The organism is Corynebacterium yonathiae, from assembly GCF_027570195.1.
GTDB lineage: Bacteria > Actinomycetota > Actinomycetes > Mycobacteriales > Mycobacteriaceae > Corynebacterium > Corynebacterium yonathiae.
Genome location: NZ_JAKMUZ010000002.1, coordinates 18,686 through 41,538, shown reverse-complemented (window position 1 = coordinate 41,538; position 22,853 = coordinate 18,686). Strand labels below are relative to the sequence as shown.

The window sequence follows — 22,853 nt, the reverse complement described above, 5'->3', positions numbered from 1 at the left end:
CCACTTTGAAACAATCTGGGCGTACATTGGACTCCACGTCGTGGAGGAATTCTTCCCTCCAGAATGCAAAAACTCCCACCGTACGCAACGATGGGAGCAAAAGCAGCAGGTAGAAAGGCTAGCCCACGACGGCTAGAAGCCTGCCTTCTTCAAGGCATCGGCCATGGCTCCACCACCACCGGAGCCGCCTTGACCGCCGGTGCGGCCGTGCGAGCCACCCCGGGAACCGCGCCCAGACTTGTGACCGGAGCGCTTACCTTCTCCCCTGTCCCCGGACTTGGCGGAGCACTGCGCATCGCCGCGGCGCTTGGGAGCCTGCAGCCCCGGTTCATCATCTAGACGCAAAGACAAACCGATGCGCTGACGTTCGACGTCGACTTCCATGACTTTTACCTTGACCACTTGGCCGGAGCGCACGACCTCGTGCGGATCAGAGACGAACTTGTGGCTCATAGCAGAAACGTGGACGAGACCGTCCTGATGCACTCCAACATCTACAAAAGCGCCAAAGGCCGCCACGTTGGTAACTGCGCCCTCAAGGATCATTCCCGGGGTGAGATCGGAGACCTTATGCACCCCCTCCTTGAAGGTAGCGGTCTTAAACTCCGGACGCGGGTCACGGCCGGGTTTATCCAGCTCAGCGATGATATCGCTCACCGTAGGGATACCAAAAGTATCATCGGCAAAATCTGCTGGCGCAAGCTTGGAAAGTACGCGGGTATTGCCAATAAGCTCAGAAATTCCCAGACCGGTCTTTTCCGCAATGCGGGAGACAACCGGATAAGCCTCAGGGTGCACGGCGGAGGCATCCAGCGGATCGGTGCCGCCATTGATGCGAAGGAAGCCGGCGGACTGCTCAAAAGCCTTAGGTCCGAGTCGCGGCACCTTCTTCAATTCCTTGCGGGAAGCAAAGGTGCCGTTTTCGTTGCGGTAGGCCACGATATTGGCAGCAATGGTGGAATTGACTCCAGCCACCCGCTCGAGCAGCGGGACGGAGGCAGTGTTGAGATCCACGCCCACGCCGTTCACGGCACTTTCCACCACACCATCGAGGGTGCGGGCTAGCGCGGTCTGGTTAACGTCGTGCTGATACTGCCCCACCCCAATAGCCTTCGGATCGATCTTTACCAGCTCCGCCAGAGGATCCTGCAGACGACGGGCGATGGAAACTGCACCACGCAGCGAGACATCCATATCGGGGAATTCCTCCGCTGCTAGCTGCGAGGCAGAATACACTGAGGCGCCGGATTCCGACACTACGACGGGCGTGGGCCGCTTACCCCCGGCCTGCTTGATGAGGTCCGCAGTATCCTGGGCGAGCTTCTCGGTCTCACGGGAGGCAGTACCGTTTCCGATGGCCATAAGGTCCACAGAATGCTTGGCACACAAGGTAGACAAGGTCTGTAGTGCCTGGCTCCACTGATTCTGCGGCTGATGCGGGTAGACAATCGCGGTATCGAGCACTTTGCCGGTTTTGTCCACAATCGCGCATTTGACGCCATTGCGGTATCCAGGATCCAAGCCGATGGTGGCTCGCTGGCCCGCCGGCGCCGCGAGCAGGACGTCTCGTAAATTAGTGGCAAAGATTTTAAGGGCACCTTCCTCTGCCACCCCTTTCAGGCGCATGCGTATATCCAGGCTGGAGGAAATATAAAGCTTGGTGCGCCAGCCCCAATGGACGGCGTCAGCAAGCCACTTGGACGATCGATCCAGTTCGAATCGGGAAGCAATAAGATCTTCATAGTCAGCATCATCGCCAGGATCTAGCTGCAGCTGCAATACGCCCTCATTCTCGCCCCGCAGGAGCGCCAAAATGCGGTGCGACGGCAACGTATGGAAAGGCTCATTGAAGGAGAAGTAATCCTTAAACTTCGCCCCTTCTGCTTCCTTGCCTTCAACAACGTGCGCGCCCATCGCGCCTTCATTAAACATGCGCTCTCGCACCTCACCTACCAGGTCAGCATCGAGTGCGAAGCGATCCACCAAGATGGCGCGGGCACCGTCGAGGGCCTTCTTGGTATCTTCAAAACCCTCGCAAAGGAAGGCCTGCGCCAAGTCTTCTGGGGTGGCGTGAGGATCCGCGATGAGCTTATCGGTCAGCTCTTCTAGGCCTGCCTCGCGGGCAATATCTGCCTTGGTTTTGCGGCGCTTTTTATACGGCAGGTACAGGTCCTCCAGGCGCGCCTTGGTATCGCAGGCAAGGATTTGTTCCTTGAGGGCGTCGCTAAGCTTGCCTTGCTCCTCAATCGCCGCAAGGATGGTCTCCTTACGCTCCTGCAATTCTTTTAGGTAGTTCGCGCGCTCTTCAATAGTGCGCAGCTGGGAGTCATCCAGCCCGCCGGTAGCCTCCTTGCGGTAGCGGGCAATAAAAGGCACGGTATTGCCCTCCGCAAGCAGCTGCAACGCGGTAGAAATTTGCGTTTCCTTCACATTGAGCTCGGCAGCGATGGTTGCCGCAATATTCACGTGGTCTCCTCACTCTTTCTCGAGGTTTGGGATTAGACCCACCCAATTTACCGCACGGCTCTTACACCGCCTTCGCTTGCCGACGCCCCCTTAACGCATAAAACCTCCTTTCCCAGCAAGGAAAGGAGGTTTTATGTGGCGCGTGCTAGTGGATAACCACGCGGGCGTTATCGCCGCCGGAGCAGGAAACTCGGGCGGAGCTACCGGAGCAGTACATGGTGTAGGTTCCACCGGTGGCCGGCGAATAGACGCTCAAGGTAACGTTGGTGCCGCCGCCCGCAACCCAGTTATTCATAAAAGCGGTGTAGACGTTGCTGGCAAAACCACTGGAGGTCTTGCTGGTAGCCGCGTAATAGCTGGTGTAATCATTCCACGAATGTCCATTGCTGCTGCCAGCGGAACCAGCCTGTGCCGGCGCTGGCGCCGGAGCATCCTTGGTCTCGGTCACCGTGACAGGGACGGAGTCTTCATCCTCTGCAGCATCCTCGGCGGAACCGGATTTCTTGCCGGCCCCTGCCCCAGATCCGGATCCGGTATTCGCATCCGCCTGCTGGAATTGACTATCGGCGGCAACGCTATCCGTAGAATCGCTCTTGTCATTGGTCACGAACATAATGACCATGGCGGCCACCGCGATTACCGCTACAATTGCCGCGATAATCGCGGCGATCGTGGCACCGCTGACGCCGCCGCTTTGCTGTGGCTGGGGATAATACTGTTGGTTGTACTGGGGCGGCTGCTGGTTATATCCACCGTTATTATTGCCATTGGGAGTCGTCATGGTTAAGGGACCACCTTGGGAATAGAAACTTAGAGGGAATGTCCCCTTTACTATAGCCCCAGACGCCTTAAACGCTGCAGATTTAACGTGAAAAAGCGGCAAATAATCATCTAACCGCCGCCTATTGCGCAGCTTCCGCCCGCCATACCGCCGGGGTACCAAGCCCCATCTCTGTAAAACCGATTTCCGCACTCCCCAACCAAATCGCTTCCGGGGGCAAACATTCCGCCACAATGGGGGTCACCGCGGCTAGGGGTTGTGCGGTCTCACCGTTAACTATGAGCCGCCACACCGGAATTCCTTGCGGCCGCTGGCCAAACCTAAAACGGTATTCCTGTGCCAACGGGCTGTTATCCGGGCATGACTCCGCTACCTGAATGACGAAAATGCTTGCCGGGTGAAAGTCCTGAGTGCGTAGCCTCTCAGGCAGTCCTGCGAGGCAATCCTCACACTCCCGGGTTCCTAGAAGGACAGACAGATCAGCACTAACCTCCATTAGCCTTTACCCTTAGCATTAGCGTCCTGCTCCAACTGCGCAATAAAGGCTCTATCGCCTTTGTCGAGCTCGGCTACTTCCAGCAGCTCGGGACGGCGCTGCCAAGTGCGCAATAATGCTTGTTCGCGCCGCCACTTATCCACCAAGGCGTGGTTTCCCGAGGTCAAAACGTCCGGTACGGCCAGACCCCGCCACTCTCGCGGCTTGGTATAGCTCGGGCCCTCCAGGAGACCATCAGAAAAGGAATCCTCTTCATGGGAGCGCTTATTTCCCAGCACGCCTGGAATAAGCCGCACCACGGCCTCTGCAATAACCAACGTCGCTACTTCCCCACCGATCAGCACATAATCACCGATGGATACCTCACGCACGCGGTAGCGACGAGCCGCATCATCTACCACTCGCTGGTCGATGCCCTCATAACGCCCACAGGCAAAGACGATGTGCTCCTCATTCGACCACGCACGCGCATCCGCTTGAGTAAACGGTTTTCCCGTTGGCGTCGGCACAATGAGTAGCGGGAGGTCACTATCCTCTTCGGGTTGGGCATCAACCGCGTAGGCGTGCGCCTCTACTCCTTCAAGCTCATCGTGGCGGGGACGGTTCAGGTGAGGAAGGGCCGATTCTAGGTTCGGTGCGCTTTCTTGCATAGCGACGCTATCAAGTGCCGGCCCCCATACTTCCGGCTTCATAACCATGCCGGGGCCGCCACCGACTGGCGAATCATCAACGGATTTATGAGCATCCGTCGCCCACTGCCGCAGATCATGTACGCCTACTTCAAGGCGACCTTGTTCAATGGCCTTTCCTAAAAGTGCATGTCGCAACGGCTCCAAGTACTCCGGAAAGATGGTGACAACATCTAGCCTCATAGGTCCAGTAACCCTTCCGGCGGGTCGATGGTGCACGTCCCGGCTGCAAGGTCCACCTCAGGAACAATGGCATGCACGAAAGGAATGAGCACTTCCTTGCCGCTGTCGAGATTTACCTCCAGCAAATCTTGGCTTCCTCCGTGAACGACCGACGTAACCTCACCAACTGCCTTGCCCTCTAGAAGTACGTGGAGTCCTTCTAGCTCGTGGTCATAAAACCCATCATCATCACTATCGAGCGGCGCGGCGAAAAACTTCGTACCTCGCAGGCTATCTGCCACATTGCGGTCTTTAATTTCTTCGAAAGTAATGAGCAGCCTTCCCTTGTGAGTGCGGACTGCCTTGATAGTTAGCGTGTGCTCTTTTTTGCCCTGCGTACCATGGAGCACTTCCCCCACCGCAAAGCGCACTTCCGGTTCGTCAGTAGTGGTCTCAACTACGACTTCACCTTTTACGCCGTGCGATTTAATCACGCGACCAATCATCAATTCCATAGCGGAAAGTCTACAGCACTGGCCTTTTACCCTTGTCAGTGATGGGTTTTCAACCACTTGTTAAAAGCTCCGGCCGCTGGGATTGATTGCCGTTAAAGTAGGCACATGAGCGATGTACCTACCAACTCCCCGGAAACCTTCGGCACGGCTTCCCAGCTGGGCCCCGCGTCCGCTATGACCACAATTAACTTGCTCGATAGCGCACCGGATACGGATCCACAGCGCCCTCGACCAGGCGTACAGCGCGTCTTGAGCGCCGATGGCGCTAATCTCATCCTCTTTAGCTTTGCACCAGGACAATCCCTGCCTGACCACAAAGCAGCTCATCCCATTACCGTGCAGACGCTCCGCGGGCAGCTCAACTTCACTTATGGTGAAGAAACCGTCGCCCTTACTCCCGGCACAATCGTACATCTTCCTGCATATGAGGTGCATAAAGTTGAGGCTGCCGCAGCGGATTCCGGTAGCTCCATCCCCGCAATTTTGCTGCTCACCATGCTGACAAAGTAGTTTATACGAACATAAGTTTTGGTGATAAAATGAGTCTCATGGAATCGCATAATAAGCCCTACCATCATGGAAACCTCCACGATGAGCTGCTCCGCATCGCAGTCCAACTAGGCAAGAGAAGCGGTCCTAGCGCCATCACCGTCCGCGCTGTTACCCGCGAAGCCGGAGTATCCCCTACCTCCGCCTACCGCCACTTCAAGGACCAAAACGAGCTGCACGATAAGGTAGCCGAGCTCGCCACCGATGAATTGGTCCGGCGCCTGCACGAGACCACTGAGGCGGCCGAGCACCTGGACTTTCCAGAGCACCTAATGCAAATCGGTTACGCATACCTTGAGTTTGCCTTGGATGAAACCAATTACTTCCGCTGCATGCTGGAATGGAAGGCACTGCGCTTTATGCTCGGTGTAGATCCCCACACCGAAGATGACCCGAAGATGGATCACCTTCAGCAGATTCGCGACTTTTTCGCCCTTTTAACACGCCACGCGCAAGCTTTGGACAACACTACTGACTCCACTTATTTCATGCAGAACGCACTTTTGGCGTGGTCTACCATCCATGGCTTTACCGTTCTGGCCATTGACGGCCCCCTGTCACAGCTACCGCGGGAGCAGATCCTAGAACTTTTTGGTCCGGTTGTTGCCGGCGGCCTACGCGGCATGGACTTTAAAGATCCGTCTAATGTCTACACTCGCTACGCCAACTATAAGCCACAAAACTAAAGGAAAAGCCCACTCTCCCCAGCCGAGGTAGCCTCCGGGTTTTCGCCATGTCCTTCTAAGAAATGACCGTGCATGCAGTACCACCAAGGACATGCGTGCACGGTCATCTTTTTGTGCCGGTGGGTTTTCACCCACACAACACAAAGGCCCTGTCTACTCCACTTTCACAGTGGCGTAGACAGGGCCCAAAGCTAGAAGCTCTGTGCGCTAAGCAAAGAAAGGCAGATTACTCTGCAGACTCCTCGGAAGCTTCCTCAGCCTTCTCTTCGGCCTCGGCGTCAGCTTCGCCGGCGGCAGCAGCGGCAGCTTCTGCTGCAGCAGCTTCCTCAGCGGCCTTCTTCTCAGCCTCTTCCTTAGCCTTCTTCTTCTTTTCGGTGATGGCCTCGATGGTTGGGCCGTTGTTAGCCTCAGCCAGTGCCTCGTTAAAGATATCCAGCTTGGACTTCTTCTCCTCAGCAACCTTCAGGGTGCCTTCTGCACCTGGCAGACCCTTGTGCTTCTGCCAGTCACCGGTGACCTTCAGCAGAGCAAGAACCGGCTCGGTTGGCTGAGCACCAACGGACAGCCAGTGCTGTGCACGCTCAGAATCGATCTGGATGAGGGAAGGCTCTTCCTTCGGGTGGTAGATACCGATGTTCTCGATAACCTTACCGTTACGACGGGTGCGCGCATCAGCAATAACAACGCGGTACTCAGCAGCGCGGACCTTGCCCAAACGCTGCAGCTTGATCTTGACAGCCATGACGGCTCCTTTTCTAGTCACTGGGCAGTACAGACGCGCACCAGATAGTGCGCCGGTTCAACCCTTGGATTTAATCTGCGCGTGACATACCGGCCGACCGTAGACGGGAACGGTGCTACGCAGAATATTACGTTCTATTGATTACCTAGCTCAGAATATCCGAGTAGACAACTTAAAATAGGTTAGCGCGAATATCTGCAATTTTAAAAATCGCGACGCCACACACGCAGGTTCATTATGCCATCGATACTAAAGCAGAGTAGCCTTAAGGGCCGAATATAGACATTTCGTTTCATATGAATGGCGCGCTTTCTGCCTCACTATCAAGGCGTTAACGCACGAAAAGACAGTTTATGACTAAAGAATCACCCCGAAATTTCCGGTACCGCTATGACCTTGATGGTCTTCGCGGTATTGCCATCGGCCTAGTAGTTATCTACCACGTATTCGTTGGACGCGTCTCCGGCGGCGTGGACGTATTCTTGCTGCTTTCCGGCTACTTCTTCTTGGGTTCCCAGTTGCGCTACGCCAGCAAGCCCAATGCTTCTTTGAACCCTTGGTGGCCCATCTGGCGCACCTTGCGGCGTTTGGTGCCCAGCTTGGTTTTGGTCATCGGCGTAACCTACATCCTAGTGCGAATTTTCACCCCGCAGCTAATGCGCACCGAGCTCACCCAGCAGATCACTGCCACCATGCTGTACTACCAGAACTGGGAGTTGGCGGAACAAAACGCCGACTACGCCGCAGCCGCAGCCGAGACCTCCCCGCTGCAGCACATGTGGTCCATGGCCGTGCAGGGTCAGTTCTACATTATGGGCATTGCCTTTGCGATCATCTTGGCGGCCATCATGAAGTTCCGGCCGAAGCACCAACCGCTGGGCAAGCGCAGCTTCCCCACGGTCAACCAGATTGCGGGCCCGATCCTCATTGTGGTCACCCTTGTCTCCTTCGCCTACGCTTCGCGCCACGGTCTCTATGGCACCCCGGAGAACTACTACTCCACGTGGTCACGCGCTTGGGAGTTGACCTTGGGTGCTGTCCTAGCCATCTACGGTTCCACATGGAAGATTCCGCCCCGCCTTTATGACCTCTTTACGGGTTTGGGCCTTTTGATGCTCGTCTTTACCGGTGCACTCATCGCGGATACCACCGCTTATCCTGGCCCGCTTTCGCTTTTGCCACTGGGTGGCGCCGTGCTCATCATCTTGGGTGGCGGTGGCAAGATTTCCAAGGCCATGGCGTCCAAACAGGCCCGTTGGTTGGGCGATGTTGCATATCCGCTCTACCTGTGGCACTGGCCTCTGCTTATCCTGTCCACCTCTTATTTGGGTCAAGAAACCCCATCGTGGTGGCTGGGCGTTGTCATTATCATTATTTCTCTGGTGCTGGCGGACCTCACGCACCGATTTTTGGAGCGTCCACTACGACAGCATCGCAAGCGCCCCACGGCCGAGGATTTGCCGGTGCGCAAGGGCCTATCGACGTTGCGTAAACCGGCAGGCGCTGCTCGCGGCGTCGGTGGTGTCGTGGTTGCTGCGTCCGTTATCGGCCTCTTGGCCATCCAACCGCTGTGGATGCGCACGCTTGATGATGCCGATACAGAGCTTTTGGATCCTTCCGTCTACCCGGGTGCAACGACGTTCATCAATAACCTCACCCCACCGGATAACGTAGAGATTAAGCCAGACCCAATTCTGGCCCGCGGCATCCAACCACCGGTGGCCGCAAACTGGTGCTTCGTACCGGATAGCATGCCTGCTGATTTTTTCTTCGAAACCCGCAAAGACAGGAAAACTCCGTGCACATTCGGTGACGTAAACGCGGAGAAAGAAGTCTTTTTGGTCGGCGGTTCCCACGCGGAACAGTATTCTTCCGCGCTTGACCGCCTGGGCAAGGAAATGGGCTTTAAATTGGTTCCGTTACTACGTCAAGGTTGCCCGATCGAGCTGGGCGACGATGTCACTGTGACCCCAGAGTGCGCCGAATGGGGAAAATTGGTCATGGACCGCATCGAAGAAGCAGACCCAGCCTTGGTGATCTCAAATACCACGCGCCCGCAAAATGAGGAAGGCACCGGCCCTGATGCTGTCCCCGCAGGCTACCAGGCATTTTGGGAGGAGCTAGCCGAGCGCGATATCCCCTTCTTGGGCTTCCGTGATAACCCATGGGGCTTCGATGAGGAGGGCCGTCCGCGCGAGTTTGATGAGTGCTACGTAGCCACCGAAGATGCCTATGGTTGCGGCATGCGCTTTGAGCAGGTCTACCAGCCCTATGACCCCGGTGCAGTAGTGCTATCGAAGTACCAGAATATGCTCTCGGTAGATACCGCCCCGTGGTTCTGCGATGCTAATGGTGACTGCCCAGTCATCATCGGCAATACGATGGTCTACCGCGACATGCACCACATCACCAATGCCTTCGCGGATTCGGCTATGCCAATGATTCGCGAGGCCCTGCAGCCATTCCTCAACGGGGAAAAGGTTCAGCAGGAGGCCCCTGATATCCCACCGGAGCAGGCCGCAGCAGCTGTGGAGAAGGCACCCGCCGCACCTACCGATGCCGGCAAGCCGCAGGCTAATCCAGTCCCCTATCCCAACGCCGTGTACGACGAAGCCGTCTAAGACCTCGCACGAATGCACGCAGATGTTTGCGTCCAAGGGCGCTGGGGATAGGGCGACTCCAGCAGCCTGCATACAATAAAAGGAGGCTCCCGCAATAACGCGGGAGCCTCGTTTGCTATGTCTTAAGACTGAGGAAGACTACTTTTTGCCCTTGCCAAAATCCAAGTTGTTGAGGTCAATATTTTCCATTCCCTTCGGCATCTTTGGCATGCCTGGCATACCCGGCATGCCACCTCCGCCGCCCATTTGCTGCTGGAGCTTTTGCAGCTCTTCCATGGACGGCATGCCGCCACCACCGGGCATACCTGGCATTCCACCCATGCCCGGCATTCCGCCTGGCATCTTCGGGCCGCGGTTGCCACCGCCGCCCTTACCCTTCTTGCGCTTGCCGTTTTTGCCCTTGCGGCCCTTCGGCTTCTTCTTGGTAGCAGAGCGACCACCCATACCACCCATGCCGAATTGTCCGGCCATCTTGGACATCATTTTCTTAGCTTGATTGAAGCGCTCGATGAGCTGGTTGACCTCGGAAACGCTCACACCGGAACCATTAGCAATACGCTTGCGGCGCGAGGCATTGAGGATCTTCGGATCTTCACGCTCCTGCGGAGTCATACCACGGATGATGGCCTGGATGCGGTCCAGCTGTTTCTCATCCACCATGGCGGCCATCTCATTCATCTGCTTGCCGCCGGGCATCATCTTCAGCAGGTTGCCGATGGGTCCCATCTTGCGGATCATCAGCATCTGCTCAAGGAAGTCATTCAGCGTCAGCTCACCAGAACCGAGCTTGGAGGCAGCCTCCTCTGCCTTTTGGTGGTCAAGTGTGGCCTCGGCCTGCTCGATAAGGGAAAGCAGGTCACCCATGCCCAAAATACGGCTGGACATGCGCTCGGGGTGGAAGACATCGAAATCATCAAGCTTCTCACCAGTAGAGGCATACATAATGGGCTTGCCGGTGACCTCACGAATAGACAGGGCCGCACCACCGCGGGCGTCACCGTCTAACTTGGTGAGAACCACACCGGTAAAGTCCACGCCATCGCGGAAAGCCTCGGCAGTCTGCACAGCATCCTGGCCGATCATGGAATCAATAACGAAAAGGACTTCATCCGGATCGACGGCGTCGCGAATATTGCGCGCCTGCGTCATGAGTGTCTCATCAATGCCCAAGCGGCCGGCGGTATCGATGATGACCACATCGTGCTGCTTCTGTTTGGCCTCAGCAATGCCGCGCTTGGCGACGTCCACCGGATCACCGTGGGAGGTACCCATTTCATGCTCATTGGAGTCCAGGGAGGTTCCCGGATCCGGTGCGAAGGTCGGCACCTCGGCGCGCTCGCCGACGATTTGCAGCTGCTGGACCGCACCTGGACGCTGCAAGTCACAAGCCACCAGCATCGGGGTATGCCCTTGCTTGGCCAGATGCTTGGCCAGCTTGCCGGCCAACGTGGTCTTACCGGCACCCTGCAAACCAGCGAGCATAATTACCGTCGGTGGGTTCTTCGCTAGGTTCAAGCGGCGGGTTTCGCCGCCGAGGATCTCAATGAGCTCTTCATTGACGATCTTGACTACCTGCTGGGCTGGGTTGAGCGCCTCAGAAACTTCCGCGCCGCGGGCGCGTTCTTTGATGCGCTTGATAAAGCCACGGACGACGGTCAAAGACACGTCTGCTTCCAGCAGCGCGAGGCGGATCTCGCGGGCAGTGGCATTAATGTCAGCCTCGGTCAGTTTGCCCTTACCGCGCAGGCCCGCCAGGGCTGACTGTAGGCGGTCTGATAGTGAGTCAAACACTACGGATGCGCTCCCTTAATTTAGATCGATCTAAAGTTCAACTATTTAATCCTAGTCCCTTGCCAGGGCCCTGGTCACATTCCCCACCACCGTAGCGCGGGAAACGTTTCCGGAGAGGAAGGCATTGACGATCATCGTCGCGCCCATAATTTCATGGCGCAGCCACACAAAGTCTGGCAATGCCTCTATCAAATGCCCCAGAGCGCCAATTCGTTCGACGGTACGGATAACCAAAATGCCGCCCACATCAAAAGCCGCGGTGGTTACCTCTCCCTCGATATCTGGCAGCTCCGTATAGGTACGGGAATTATAAGACTGGATGAACCTTATCTCCTGGGCCGCCTCCTTTAGGGTCTGTTGTACGGTGCGGATGAAGAACTCCGCCTTATAAGTACCGTCATCCTCTCTGACGATATTGGCCCGCACGATGGTCCACCCCAAAGCAGATAGCAAGGCAAAGACGCGCTTGAGCTCCCCTTTAGAGGAACCACACCAGGACACGGTGACTTCTTGGTCTTCCCAATCCACCGTAAGTGCAACGCCCTCAGTCGATAGCGGCACATGCACCGCGGGGCGGTGAAGAACGCGCGGTTTGAGGGCCTCCAGCGCGCGCGAGACAATAAGTTTTTGTGCTTGCTCCACCCGCGGTGTCCACACACCAGGCCCTGTCGATTGCGCATCAGCCTTAGCCAATACCGCCAACAGGGAAATAATCAGCGGATCGTAATGCGCAGCGGCCAGCAATGCGTCGCGAGTGGCATCGGAAAGCGGATCCATCGTCGCAGCTAGCCGCGCCAAGGTGGCATGTTCTGCCACCAGAATTTGGGCGCGCGACCTATCGGCCACGCTCAACCGCATGCGGGCTGCCTGGCGAGCTATCATTTCCGCGCCTACTTGGGCGTGGGGGCGCTCGTAGCCCTTACCGATGTCATGGTAAAGGGCGGCCAGCAGTAATAAATCAGGGCGAGCCACCGAGGTACGCACCTGCGCGCACCGAGTAACCGTTGCGATGAGATGATGGTCCACCGCACTGACATGGCTACGCTCGCGCGGCAATAAACCGCGCACATGCCCCCATTCCGGCACTAAGCGCTCCCACAGGCCATAGCGATCCAAATCCTGAATGACCCGCGGTGTGCATTGCGGGGATGACAAAATAGCGAAGAAATCATCCACCGCCGCCCGCGGCCAGTATGGCGGTAAGTTCGGCAATCCTTGGAGCTGGTGCCAGGTAGCCTCGGCAACGGCATATCCCGTGCGCGCCGCGGCAGCTGCCACGCGTGTAAGCAACCACGGATCCTCTACATTCGGTTTGCGTGAGAGATAGATAACACCGCCTTCTGCCACCACGTCCACATCGAGCGGACGGCGCTGTCCGTGGCCCGCCGCCAATGCTTTTCGCCCCAGCACACCTCGGGCAGTAGCCAGGCCGCGCTCTACGGCCTTATTAACAGTGGCTGCGGCGCTTACCAACGCTGCGGTCAAGGCATAGCGATTTTCAAAGCCCAGATCCGCTGCCACGTCAGCGGCAAACTCAGGATCCAAGATATCGCGGTGGCGTCGGGCTTTGACATGCAGGAGTGTGCGGACGTCGAGAAGCAGCTGCTTTTCGACGTCCAAATCAGGAGAATCGCACAGGTTACCCAGGGCCATCGCGCGCAGAAGCTGAATATCGCGCAGTCCCCCACGACCATTTTTCAAGTCCGGATTCGTCATTGCCGCTACCGCGCCCGAGCGCTTCCAGCGAATAATCGCGGTATCCACAAAATCATCAAAACCCCGCTGCAGCTGGCGCCGCCATGCCGCGAGCAGCTGCGCCCGCGCCTCATCAACTAGAATCTTGCGCCCAGCTACGAAGGCCAAGTCCAACTGTGCAAAGCCAGCAGAAGCATCCTCTGCAGCAATTGCCGCACACTCCCGCGGGGTGCGCAGGGCATAATCTAGGCGGTACTTGGCATCCCATACGGGCAACCACAGCTTCTCCACCAGCGCTGGGTCTGGATCGTAGCCTTCCGTATAGATAAGGATGACATCAATATCTGACTGCGGGGTCATCTCATTGCGCGCAAAGGACCCGGTGGCAGCGAGCGCAGTCCCCGGTGGTAGCTCGAGGCTACGCAATACACGAAGCGCCGAGGCATGGGCCTCGGCGCGAATCTGTGCGGCGGTACGCATTCTGGTTTTACAGTGCCGACTCCCCGCGCTCCCCGGTGCGCACACGTATGGCGTCTTCTACTGGGGTTACCCACAGCTTGCCATCGCCGATCTTGCCGGTATAGGCAGCATCCACGATGGCATTGATGATGTCTTCGGCGTGGTCATCCGCTGCGACAACCTCTAACTTCACCTTAGGTACAAAATCGGTGGCGTATTCTGCTCCGCGATATACCTCGCTATGCCCACGCTGCTGCCCAAAGCCCTGGCTTTCAGTAACAGTGAGACCGCGTACTTCCTGCTGCTCTAGCGCCTGGCGGATTTCCGGCAGGGTGAAGGGCTTGACGATGGCCGTGATGAGTTTCATTGTTACTCCTTGCTTTCTTCGGGGCGGGGCTTGAAGCACCGAATAGTGTGCACCCATTCTAGCCCGAGCACGGCAGTTGCTGTGCACTATATTCGCATCATGAATCCAGCGCCCGGTGAATCCAAAAATGCGTTGAACCCAAAAAGCAGCGAGCCCCCTCTGCCCTCCCGCTATTAAGCGCGACCGCAGATAGAGCTCGCCGCCATAAGCCAATTGAGGAGACTAGATATCGTCTTCCTTGGCTTGCACGGTTTGGACTTTCTTGTGGTTATGCTTGGCGTGCTTGACGTCAGTAACTGTCACGCCGTAGATGGAACGTCCAAGGTAGAAGGAACCTACCGAGCCAATAATCCATACACCAAAACAGGCGATCAGTCCTTGAATGAGCAGCCACAGGGAAAAACCATCGCGGCCGAAATCCACGACTAGTTTGGCCAAAATAATCAGTGGTACCGCAAGGCCCACAGTAGGGCCCAGCAGGTTAGCGCGAGTCAATGCGTCTGGCGCGCGCCACAGGGATATCACCGTCGCGACCACCAAAATGGTGGCGATAATAAGTAGCACCGAGGCGATAATCTCAGAAATAGCCATTGCTTATCTCCTACCCTTCGAAATAATGCGGGCCATAGATAGCGTAGGCAGCACGCCCGCGGCAATGGCGCCGAGGAGTGCAATGTAGTACGCCATCGGGGCGTTATTGGTCATCGACCATGCCAGGTACATGCAGATCATGCCGTAGAAAACGATGTCAGACGTAATTGCGCGAGTGAGCTCATCGCGCGTGCGCAGCGCGAGCAGCACGCCGCACCATGTGGCGATGCCAATGATGAATACGCATACCAATACGACCCAGCCGAACGGGGACAATGTGGCAAAATCAATCATCGCTCGGTCTCCTTTCTGCGTTTTACATTACGGGCATGACGCTTTGGCTTTTCGACGTCCGCTTCGCTTTCTGAAAGCGGAGTGTCCTCCGCCTGAGCCAAGTCAGGCGAGCGCATAAAGCGGCCGACAGATTCGAGGGGATACTCGTAAAAAGCCTCATCCAATTCTGTAGTCTCCCCTTGGCCTGGGACACCATAGTCGATGTCTTTCACCCGTGGGGCAAGGCGCTGCTCCATATCAGCCAAGTCAGCCACGATTGCCGCCGGGTCAGATCCTTGCACGGCCTGCACCAGCACGATGCGCGGCAGCCCCTTGCGGGGTGGCTCACGCAACCCCAACGAAAGCGTTCCTGGCGTTGCGGTGATGGAAGACGTAAACCAAAAGATCTCCCAGGCGCCGGTCACCCGCAGTGGATAACGAATAATAACCGGGTGGTATTCATTATCTGGCTTGAAAGCCGCTACCGCCAGGCTAATGCCGGCAACGAAGATTTCCTTGATGAGCCACAATGCATACACCACTGCGTTCATTTAACGGCCCTCCTGAATTTCATCGATATTGGGAACTGCAATCGGCTCGTCTCCCAAGACGGCTTCAGTATAAGCGGTGGTATCAAGCAGCTGTTCCGATGCGCTATCCACAACATCTAGGACAATGCCAGAGAAGATGAACATGCACAGCGAACCAAGGATAAGTGCCGCAGAGGGGGCCATGAGCTTTTTGCGGATGATCAATTCATCCGGGACCTTGTCTTCCGGCAAGCCCTTGCCCCAGAAGGTCTTGCGCCATACGCGCAGCATGGCCAAGAAGGCGGCAAAGGAGGCTATAATGATGGCCGCGATGGCAATCCACGCCCAGGCACCACCAACGCGGGCGATCTCGAAGACGATCATGAGCTTGCCCCACATGCCAGAGAACGGCGGGAAACCGACGACGGAGAACGCACCGGCGGCGAAAATCCACGCGATAATGGGGTCCCGGCGAGCGAGACCGGAAAGCTTGGTTAGCAGGCCCGTGCCGTAGGTTTCCTCAATAGCGCCCGAAGCCAGGATCAGCGAACCGACGGTCAACATGTGGTGGATCGTGTACATGATGCCGGCTGCCAATGCGCGACGTGGGTCATCAGAGGTAAACGCAAGCATGACCAGAATGAACGGCATGCCGTTGAGCATCTGGTAGCCGAGCACGCGGCGAATAGAGTTCTCCGCTAAGCCACCGAAGGCACCGATCATCATGGAAATGATCATGATGACGATGATCAACACATTCCAACGCTGATCCAGGTCGAATAGCTGCACGTAGAGGCGGTAGAGAATGTACACGGCTACCTTGGTGTGCAGGCCGGAAAAGAGGCCCATCACCGCAGCCGAGGTTCCCGGGTAGGTGCGCGGCAACCACGACTGCACCGGGAACACGCCGGCCTTGGCGGTGATCGCGATGAGGATTAAGCCCGCGGCGACGGTTACCGGTCCGTTGCCTGCTGCTGCGCCCTTCAGCGCGCCCAAGTTAACAGCACCAGTAACCGAGTACATATATCCGACGCCAACCACCAGCAACGTGGAGGCGAATAGGTTCACCAAGACAAAGGCACGGCCGGCTGCCAAACGCGACCAAGTACCCGACATGGTAATCAGGCCGTAGGACGGCAGGAGCATGACCTCAATAAAGACGAAGAAGTTAAAGAGGTCAGCGGTAAGCAGCGCACCGCAGACACCGGTGATCAAAATCAAGGTGAGCGATGGATAAAAGCGAGATTTGGTCTCCCCGCCCGCAATGGCAAACCAGTTGGCGCCAAAAGCGACAATCATCGTGGTGATGATCATCAACGCGGAGAAAGCATCCGCAGCAAACGGGATACCCACATTGCCTTGGTATAGGCCCACTGTGTGGGCAACTACCCCGTTGTTCATGGTGTACATCAGCAGACCCAGGCCAGCGAAGATTCCCATGCCCGGGATGATCAACATGATGGAATCGCGCACCGCACGCCACGGTGCCAGCAGTGCAAAGGCTGCTGCAATCAGCGGGACCGCTGGGAATAGCGGAAGGAGTTGAGCTACAGCATCAGTCATTATTTATCATCCTCCTTCTGTTCAGCTGCCCCACGCTCTGCTACGGGAGTGTCGTGGTCCACCTGACCGATACGGTCAAGATGGTTGGTGGAATCTTCCAGAATCTGGCGATTTTGGGCGTCGCGGCCCAAGGTTGAAAAGGCATGATCGATGGTGTTGTCATCTACCGGCTCCACCACATCGGTGTCGTCATTCTTACCCATTGCCGCCATCGTCAACAGAATGGTCGAGGTGGCCATGGAAATAACCACCGCGGTCAACACGAAGGCCTGCGGCAGCGGATCTGCCATCTGGTCGTGTGGAACCTGGGACGGGAAAGACTCACCGCGGTAGGAGTACACGCCTGTAGCCAGCAGCATTAAGTTGGCTCCGTGTCCGAAGGCCATCATGCCCAACACGATGCGCACCAAACCGCGCTGTTGGATGAGGTAGACGGCACTGCCTATGAGCAAAGCAATAGTCAATGCAAGGATCATTACTTCTCTCCTCCCCGCTTAGGCATAGACCGTTTATTTTTCCTCTTCGTCCTTGCTTCCGATGGCGTCAGCAAAGCCCAAGGATCGGTCGAGGGGTTAATCGGGTCCGGATATGGATCGTCGACATCCTCAAGCGAAATGCGCGGCGTGGTTGGCAGCGCGGAATTATCATCATGAATCCACGGCAGGAAGTCACGCTCCGTGCCAGGGCGCAGGTAACCGCCCAGGGCATTAATCGCCATGGTCAACATGCCCAATACCGCTAGGTAGATGCCCAGATCGAAGATGAGCGAGGTAGTCCAGTGCTGACCAAAGGCCTCGGCGTGAATGGCCGCGAGGAAGCCACCATTTCCAAGGCCGTGGTGCAAGTAGCCCACGAAGCCTGCGATCAAGGCAGTAATGATTCCAATGCCAGTCAGGTGAATCGGGGTCATGCGGCCAAAGACGATTTCGTCGGAGCCACGAGACAGATAAATAAGTCCGATCGCCGCACCCATGATCAATGCCGCCGGGAAGCCACCGCCAGAGGCATTATGTCCACGGAAGAAAACGATGATAGACATGACGACCAGCAGCGGAATCACCACGTGAACGCCCTTGCGCAACGGCACGGAGTTCAACTGCGACTGCCCGAATGGCGCCGGGCGTGTGCCCGACTTGAATGGGAATCGCGGCAGCGTCGTCGTGATAGCTGCGATAACTACCGCAGCCATGCCCAGAACGGAAAGCTCGCCCAAGGTATCGAGTGCACGGAATTCCACGATGATGGTAGCCACAACGTTGTCACCACCAGTGATATCCGGAGCATTATCGAGATACCACATGGCCAGATCCGAACGCTCGTGTCGGCCCATTAGGCCCCACACACCCAAGAATGCAGCGACACCGGCCAATACTGCGATGACAATAGAGCCGGTCTTGCGGGACTTATCCTTCACCGGTTGGAAGGTTTCCGGCAGGTAGCGCAGCACCATCATCATGACGATGACGGATAGGGCTTCCACCATAAACTGGGTCAAAGCTACGTCGGGCGCGCCGAGCAGGAACATCTGCAGGGTTACACCGGAACCGGCAATCCCGATCATGATGGCACCGGTCAAGCGGTTCTGAGTGCGCACCAACCCAAACATAGCCAGCGCGATGATGCCCAGTGGCAGCAAGTCCCAAGGATTGTCCAAACCATCCACCCGCGGCTGCAGCGCTACCCCGTCAACACCATCGCGGATGAGGGTGGTAGCAGCCAATACGATGATCAAAATGACAATCGGCAACATGTGGCGAGAGGGATTATGCGAATCGGACATCTTGCCTAGGACTCGTCCCAATCGGGTGCAGCCTAGCTGCAGTGAGTGGAGCAACTCATTGCCGCTGCGCGGCATGAACTCGTTGTCTTCAAAGCTTGGCCACATCTTCTTACGGGCAAAGACACCGGCAATACCAGCGATGAGGACCAAGAGCGAGATAAGGAACGGAACATTGAGACCGTGCCAGAGGGCTAGGTGCGAATGATGTTCCAAACCAACAGCAGCCACTGCATGGTCGATCGGGGTATTAAAGATGCCGAGTACGAATACCAATGGCAGGGACATAAAGCCCGGCAATGCAGCGGGCAGCCACAGGGACACCGGTGCCTCATGGACATGCTCCATATCACGAGGCCCATCGAAGAAGGCGCCAAAAACAATCTTTGCGGAGTAGGTAAAGGTAAAGAAGGCACCGATACCGGCAACGATGAGCAAAATGACCTGGCCGGTGCTGCCAATCGGGGCGTCTTCAAACGCGGTGAGCATTCCCTCCTTGGATACAAAGCCCAAAAGCGGTGGTACCGCGGCCATCGATGCCGCACCGATAACTACCGAGCCAAATGTCCACGGCATCTTATTCCACAGCGGGCCGAGGCGACGAATATCGCGCGAACCAGCCTCGTGGTCGATGACGCCAATAAGCATGAACAGCGAAGACTTGAACAATGCGTGCGCCAGAGTGTGTACCAACGCAGCGGCGATTGCGAACGGGGTTCCCACACCGATAGTGGCGACAATCCAGCCCAAATGGGAGACGGTGGAATATGCCGTGAGCTTCTTCAAATCCGTCTTTTGCACCGCAAAGACCGCGGACATCACCGCGGTACCCATTCCGACCACGATGAGCAACCAATTCCAAACCGCCACATCGTGGAAGATCGTGGAGAAGCGAATCAGCAGGTAGACACCGGCCTTTACCACGGCGGCTGCGTGTAGGAAGGCCGAAACCGGAGTGGCGGCGGCCATAGCTTCAGGCAGCCAGAAGTGGAATGGGAATTGCGCCGATTTTGTAAATGCAGATGCCGCGATCAACACGGCTACGGCCGCCGTTACACCTGGGCGCTGCGTCCATACCGGCGAAGCCAGAATGTCAGATACCGCAGTCGAGCCGGTCACTGTCGCAGCAATACCCAAACCTGTCAGCAGGGTCAATCCGCCAATGAAGGTCAGGATCAATGTGCGCTGCGAACCAGCTTCACCGCTCGAACCAGAGCGCGCAATCAACATAAAGGAAGCCAAGGAGACTAGCTCCCAAGCAAGGAACAAAACCACAACGTCATTGGCCAAAACCAGCAACAAAATGGACAGCGTAAACGCTGTCATCAAGGTATAAAAGCTGGTGTTACCCTCATTCTTAGGCAGATAGGCCGCCGAATATGTAAAAACGACGGCACCAATGACCAGCGCCAACATGGCGAAGAAAATACTCAACGCGTCCCCGCGGAGAGCAAAACTTACGTCGACGCCCGGTGCGATGAAATCGCGCACCCAAGTGGCGTGGAAACTCAATTCCTCCCCGGCTGCAATGGCAGGGAATTCCTTGGCAATAAGGACCGCTGCAATAACAAAAAGGCCAGCTAGTGGATAGCCTGCCTTTCGGTCAATAACCTTTACGGTTACCGGTGCCAAGATCACTGCCAGCGCCGCGAGGAGGACTGCATAAAGTAGCGTCACGAAATACTTGCCTCACGAACCTTGGTCTAGGTTTAATGCGAATTTCGCATTAAATACAGCCCTTTCAGGCTACCATTCCCACCAAGGTCAAACCACATTGCAGCGTTCCCTTTTGGCGCATAAAAGGCGAGCACAACCGTCACAATTACGCTCACAGCCAGAAAAACCACAGGCGCTTAGCAGTACTTTTTGTCGTAGCAATTGAATTGCCTATACCGCATAGTTTGCGACATGGTGGTCCCTTATGTGCGAAAAGAATTCGCGAGACTGCTACACGCTCGAGCTCAGCCATGAAAACTAAGAACTCCCCCAGCACACCAAGGCGCACGCTCGTGCTACCCGATGTGCAGGGGGAGAGTTTTAAAGTTGGCCGTTACTTCTCGCCCAAGAGTGCGTCGACGAAGCCTTCGACCTCAAATGGTGCGAGATCATCGGCACCTTCGCCCAAGCCCACGAGCTTGACCGGAACGCCCAATTCCTCTTGCACCTGGAAGACGATTCCGCCCTTGGCAGTACCATCCAGCTTGGTCAGGACGACGCCGGTGATATCTACTACCTCGCGGAAGATCCGGGCCTGGGTCAAGCCATTTTGACCCACGGTGGCGTCCAATACCAGCAGAACCTCGTCCACATCGGTCTTCTTTTCCACTACGCGCTTGACCTTGCCCAACTGGTCCATCAAGTCAGTGGAGGTATGAAGGCGGCCTGCGGTATCAACCAAGACTACATCTACTTGCTGTTCTACACCGCGAGCTACTGCATCGAAGGCCACCGATGCTGGGTCAGCGCCCTCCTTGCCACGCACAGTATCGGCGCCAACGCGGCGGCCCCAAGTCTCGAGCTGGTCAGCGGCCGCAGCACGGAAAGTATCCGCTGCGCCCAAAAGTACCTTGTGCCCCATGGCTACAAGCACGCGAGCAAGCTTGCCCGTAGTTGTGGTTTTGCCGGTGCCGTTTACGCCGACAACCATAACGATGGCCGGCTTACCCTCATTCGGCATGGCCTTAATGGAACGGTCCATCTCTGGGTGTCCTGCCTCGATAAGGCATTCACGCAGCATGGCACGCGCCTCATCCTCACTGGACACACCGCGCTCAGCAATCTTCTCGCGCAGGGAATCAGTCACTTTCATGGTGGACTTGGTGCCCAAGTCCGCCATGATGAGCGTATCTTCTATTTCCTCCCAGGCTTCTTCATCCAAGTCGCCGGCGGAAAGAATTCCCATAAGCCCCTGTCCGATGGCATTTTGCGAGCGCGAAAGGCGTCCACGCAAACGGCCTAGGCGTCCGCCGGCGGGAGCAATATCTTCCTGTGGCGCTGGCGCTGGGGCTGGCTCTGCATCGGGAACCTCTGTCTGTTCCTTGGCAGCTTCGGCCGCACCGGTCTGTGCCTCGGCTGCAGCCGCAGCTTCTTCAGCCTCCTCGCGGTCATCGACGCGCTCTTCAATGTCCTCCGCGTTCTTATCTTCAACGACCTCGTCAAAGACTGGGGATTCCTCTTCTACTGCAGCATCTTCCACAGCGGCGGCATCTTCTGGAGCCTCTGACTTTTCAGCAGCTGGCGAGGACTTCTCCGCTGGTTCATCGGCCTGCGGCGTCGCTGGCTCCTCCGGCTCGGATGCGGTTTCTGGCTGCTCGACCGATTCTGGGACATTATCCGCAGGCGTGTCTTCACTCTCTGCAGCCGCAGCTGCCGTACCTGCTACCCCTGCCGTACCGGCAGCCGTTGCCTCCGCAGCTCCATCGCCCGTAGAAGGGGTCTGTTCGGATTTATCTGGGATAGAGTCGGACCGCTGTTCTTTCGCATTAGCCGACTTATTGGTCTCAGTAACTTTATTGGTTTCTGCCTGCTTCGCCTGCTGTGGTTCCTGCTTATTTACCTCTGGTTGCCCCACTGCGGGCTTGTCGGCCGCAGCATCGGTCTTCGGCTTTACAGACTGTGGCTCGTCCTCGTGTGCTTGCGGCTTCGCCTTTGGTTGTGGAGCCTTGCCACTGAGCTGCTCGTTGGCGATGTCGGTAGCACTAGGCTCTTCCTTTGGTTGCTGGTATGCCTGAGCTGGCTTATCCGCAGTTGGCTTATTCGCCACGGGCTTTTCCGCCTGAACCGGGCTTTTCTGCGCTTCTTTGGCACCACCAGCAGGAGCGAAGTTAAAGCCAGACTTAGCTTGATAGTTGCCGGACTTTTGCTCCTGGGTAAGCTGCTTCGGTTCTTCCTCAGCGGGCTTATCAAAGGACACCTTCTTGGCGTCGCCGCGCTTTTTGCCGATTACTACGAGAAGAATAATCAGCACAATAACGGCGATCGCAATGCCGATCCATAACCATAAAGAATTCATGCCTCTATAGTGCCAGTCTTGTTGGCTCGCGGCACCCCAAACCCCCGGCCTAGCTCGGAAGGGGTGGCGCCGGCAGGCAGCGATCCTG

Annotated in this window: 18 protein-coding genes; 3 read left to right on the top strand and 15 right to left on the bottom strand. The window is 56.7% G+C overall.

Features of this window, described 5'->3' with window-relative positions; all coding sequences use genetic code 11:
* Nucleotides 1-132 precede the first annotated feature (132 nt).
* The 4 genes from L8V22_RS01145 to rimM form a co-directional block, all read right to left on the bottom strand.
* Nucleotides 133-2,466 (bottom strand): Tex family protein, encoded by a 2,334-nt coding sequence (locus tag L8V22_RS01145; RefSeq protein WP_238799620.1) that lies wholly within the window; start codon nt 2,464-2,466, stop codon nt 133-135.
* Nucleotides 2,467-2,611: 145 nt separating this feature from the next.
* A complete protein-coding gene (locus tag L8V22_RS01140; protein ID WP_238799619.1) occupies nt 2,612-3,247 on the bottom strand; it encodes a hypothetical protein in 636 nt (211 codons plus the stop codon).
* Nucleotides 3,248-3,742: 495 nt separating this feature from the next.
* Nucleotides 3,743-4,615 carry a tRNA (guanosine(37)-N1)-methyltransferase TrmD gene (gene trmD / locus L8V22_RS01135; protein WP_238799618.1) on the bottom strand — a complete coding sequence of 291 codons (873 nt, stop codon included), beginning with the start codon at nt 4,613-4,615 and terminating at the stop codon, nt 3,743-3,745.
* Nucleotides 4,612-5,109, bottom strand: coding sequence for a ribosome maturation factor RimM (gene rimM, locus L8V22_RS01130; RefSeq protein WP_238799617.1), 498 nt, complete (start codon nt 5,107-5,109; stop codon nt 4,612-4,614). The genes trmD and rimM overlap by 4 nt, the downstream gene beginning before the upstream one ends.
* A 105-nt stretch (nt 5,110-5,214) precedes the next feature.
* Here rimM and L8V22_RS01125 point away from each other — a divergent pair, with 105 nt between their 5' ends.
* Complete coding sequence (locus tag L8V22_RS01125) at nt 5,215-5,619, top strand: cupin domain-containing protein (protein ID WP_238799616.1); 405 nt, start codon at nt 5,215-5,217, stop codon at nt 5,617-5,619.
* Nucleotides 5,620-5,657: 38 nt separating this feature from the next.
* Entirely contained in the window at nt 5,658-6,344 is a 687-nt protein-coding gene (locus L8V22_RS01120) for a TetR/AcrR family transcriptional regulator (RefSeq protein ID WP_238799613.1), read from the top strand.
* A gap of 226 nt (nt 6,345-6,570) precedes the next feature.
* Here the strand turns inward: L8V22_RS01120 and rpsP are convergent, their stop codons facing one another.
* Nucleotides 6,571-7,086 carry a 30S ribosomal protein S16 gene (gene rpsP / locus L8V22_RS01115; protein ID WP_238799611.1) on the bottom strand — a complete coding sequence of 172 codons (516 nt, stop codon included), beginning with the start codon at nt 7,084-7,086 and terminating at the stop codon, nt 6,571-6,573.
* A gap of 353 nt (nt 7,087-7,439) precedes the next feature.
* On the opposite strand from rpsP, the gene L8V22_RS01110 reads away from it, so the two are divergent.
* Nucleotides 7,440-9,707, top strand: a complete 2,268-nt coding sequence (locus tag L8V22_RS01110; protein WP_238799604.1) for an acyltransferase family protein — start codon at nt 7,440-7,442, stop codon at nt 9,705-9,707.
* A 138-nt stretch (nt 9,708-9,845) separates the two neighbouring features.
* Here the strand turns inward: L8V22_RS01110 and ffh are convergent, their stop codons facing one another.
* The 10 genes from ffh to ftsY form a co-directional block, all read right to left on the bottom strand.
* Nucleotides 9,846-11,498, bottom strand: a complete 1,653-nt coding sequence (ffh, locus tag L8V22_RS01105) for a signal recognition particle protein (protein ID WP_238799601.1) — start codon at nt 11,496-11,498, stop codon at nt 9,846-9,848.
* 51 nt (nt 11,499-11,549) lie between these two features.
* Complete coding sequence (locus tag L8V22_RS01100; RefSeq protein WP_238799594.1) at nt 11,550-13,673, bottom strand: [protein-PII] uridylyltransferase; 2,124 nt, start codon at nt 13,671-13,673, stop codon at nt 11,550-11,552.
* Between the two features lie 7 nt (nt 13,674-13,680).
* Nucleotides 13,681-14,019: a P-II family nitrogen regulator gene (locus L8V22_RS01095; protein WP_238799591.1), complete on the bottom strand. Its 339-nt coding sequence runs from the start codon at nt 14,017-14,019 to the stop codon at nt 13,681-13,683.
* Between the two features lie 222 nt (nt 14,020-14,241).
* Complete coding sequence (locus tag L8V22_RS01090; RefSeq protein ID WP_238799587.1) at nt 14,242-14,610, bottom strand: Na+/H+ antiporter subunit G; 369 nt, start codon at nt 14,608-14,610, stop codon at nt 14,242-14,244.
* Nucleotides 14,611-14,613: 3 nt separating this feature from the next.
* The gene (locus L8V22_RS01085) at nt 14,614-14,904 is read right to left on the bottom strand and encodes a cation:proton antiporter (protein WP_238799583.1); all 291 of its coding nucleotides are present in this window, start codon (nt 14,902-14,904) and stop codon (nt 14,614-14,616) included.
* On the bottom strand, nt 14,901-15,434 hold the full coding sequence (locus L8V22_RS01080; protein WP_238799581.1) for a monovalent cation/H+ antiporter subunit E: 534 nt from the start codon (nt 15,432-15,434) through the stop codon (nt 14,901-14,903). The genes L8V22_RS01085 and L8V22_RS01080 overlap by 4 nt, the downstream gene beginning before the upstream one ends.
* Nucleotides 15,435-16,976: a monovalent cation/H+ antiporter subunit D family protein gene (locus L8V22_RS01075; RefSeq protein WP_238799578.1), complete on the bottom strand. Its 1,542-nt coding sequence runs from the start codon at nt 16,974-16,976 to the stop codon at nt 15,435-15,437. It abuts the gene before it with no gap.
* Nucleotides 16,976-17,452: a sodium:proton antiporter gene (locus L8V22_RS01070; RefSeq protein ID WP_086587451.1), complete on the bottom strand. Its 477-nt coding sequence runs from the start codon at nt 17,450-17,452 to the stop codon at nt 16,976-16,978. The genes L8V22_RS01075 and L8V22_RS01070 overlap by 1 nt, the downstream gene beginning before the upstream one ends.
* Nucleotides 17,452-20,430, bottom strand: a complete 2,979-nt coding sequence (locus tag L8V22_RS01065) for a DUF4040 family protein (protein ID WP_238799575.1) — start codon at nt 20,428-20,430, stop codon at nt 17,452-17,454. Before L8V22_RS01065 ends, L8V22_RS01070 begins: the two co-directional genes overlap by 1 nt.
* Before the next feature lie 373 nt (nt 20,431-20,803).
* On the bottom strand, nt 20,804-22,765 hold the full coding sequence (ftsY, locus tag L8V22_RS01060; protein WP_238799572.1) for a signal recognition particle-docking protein FtsY: 1,962 nt from the start codon (nt 22,763-22,765) through the stop codon (nt 20,804-20,806).
* Nucleotides 22,766-22,853: the final 88 nt, after the last annotated feature.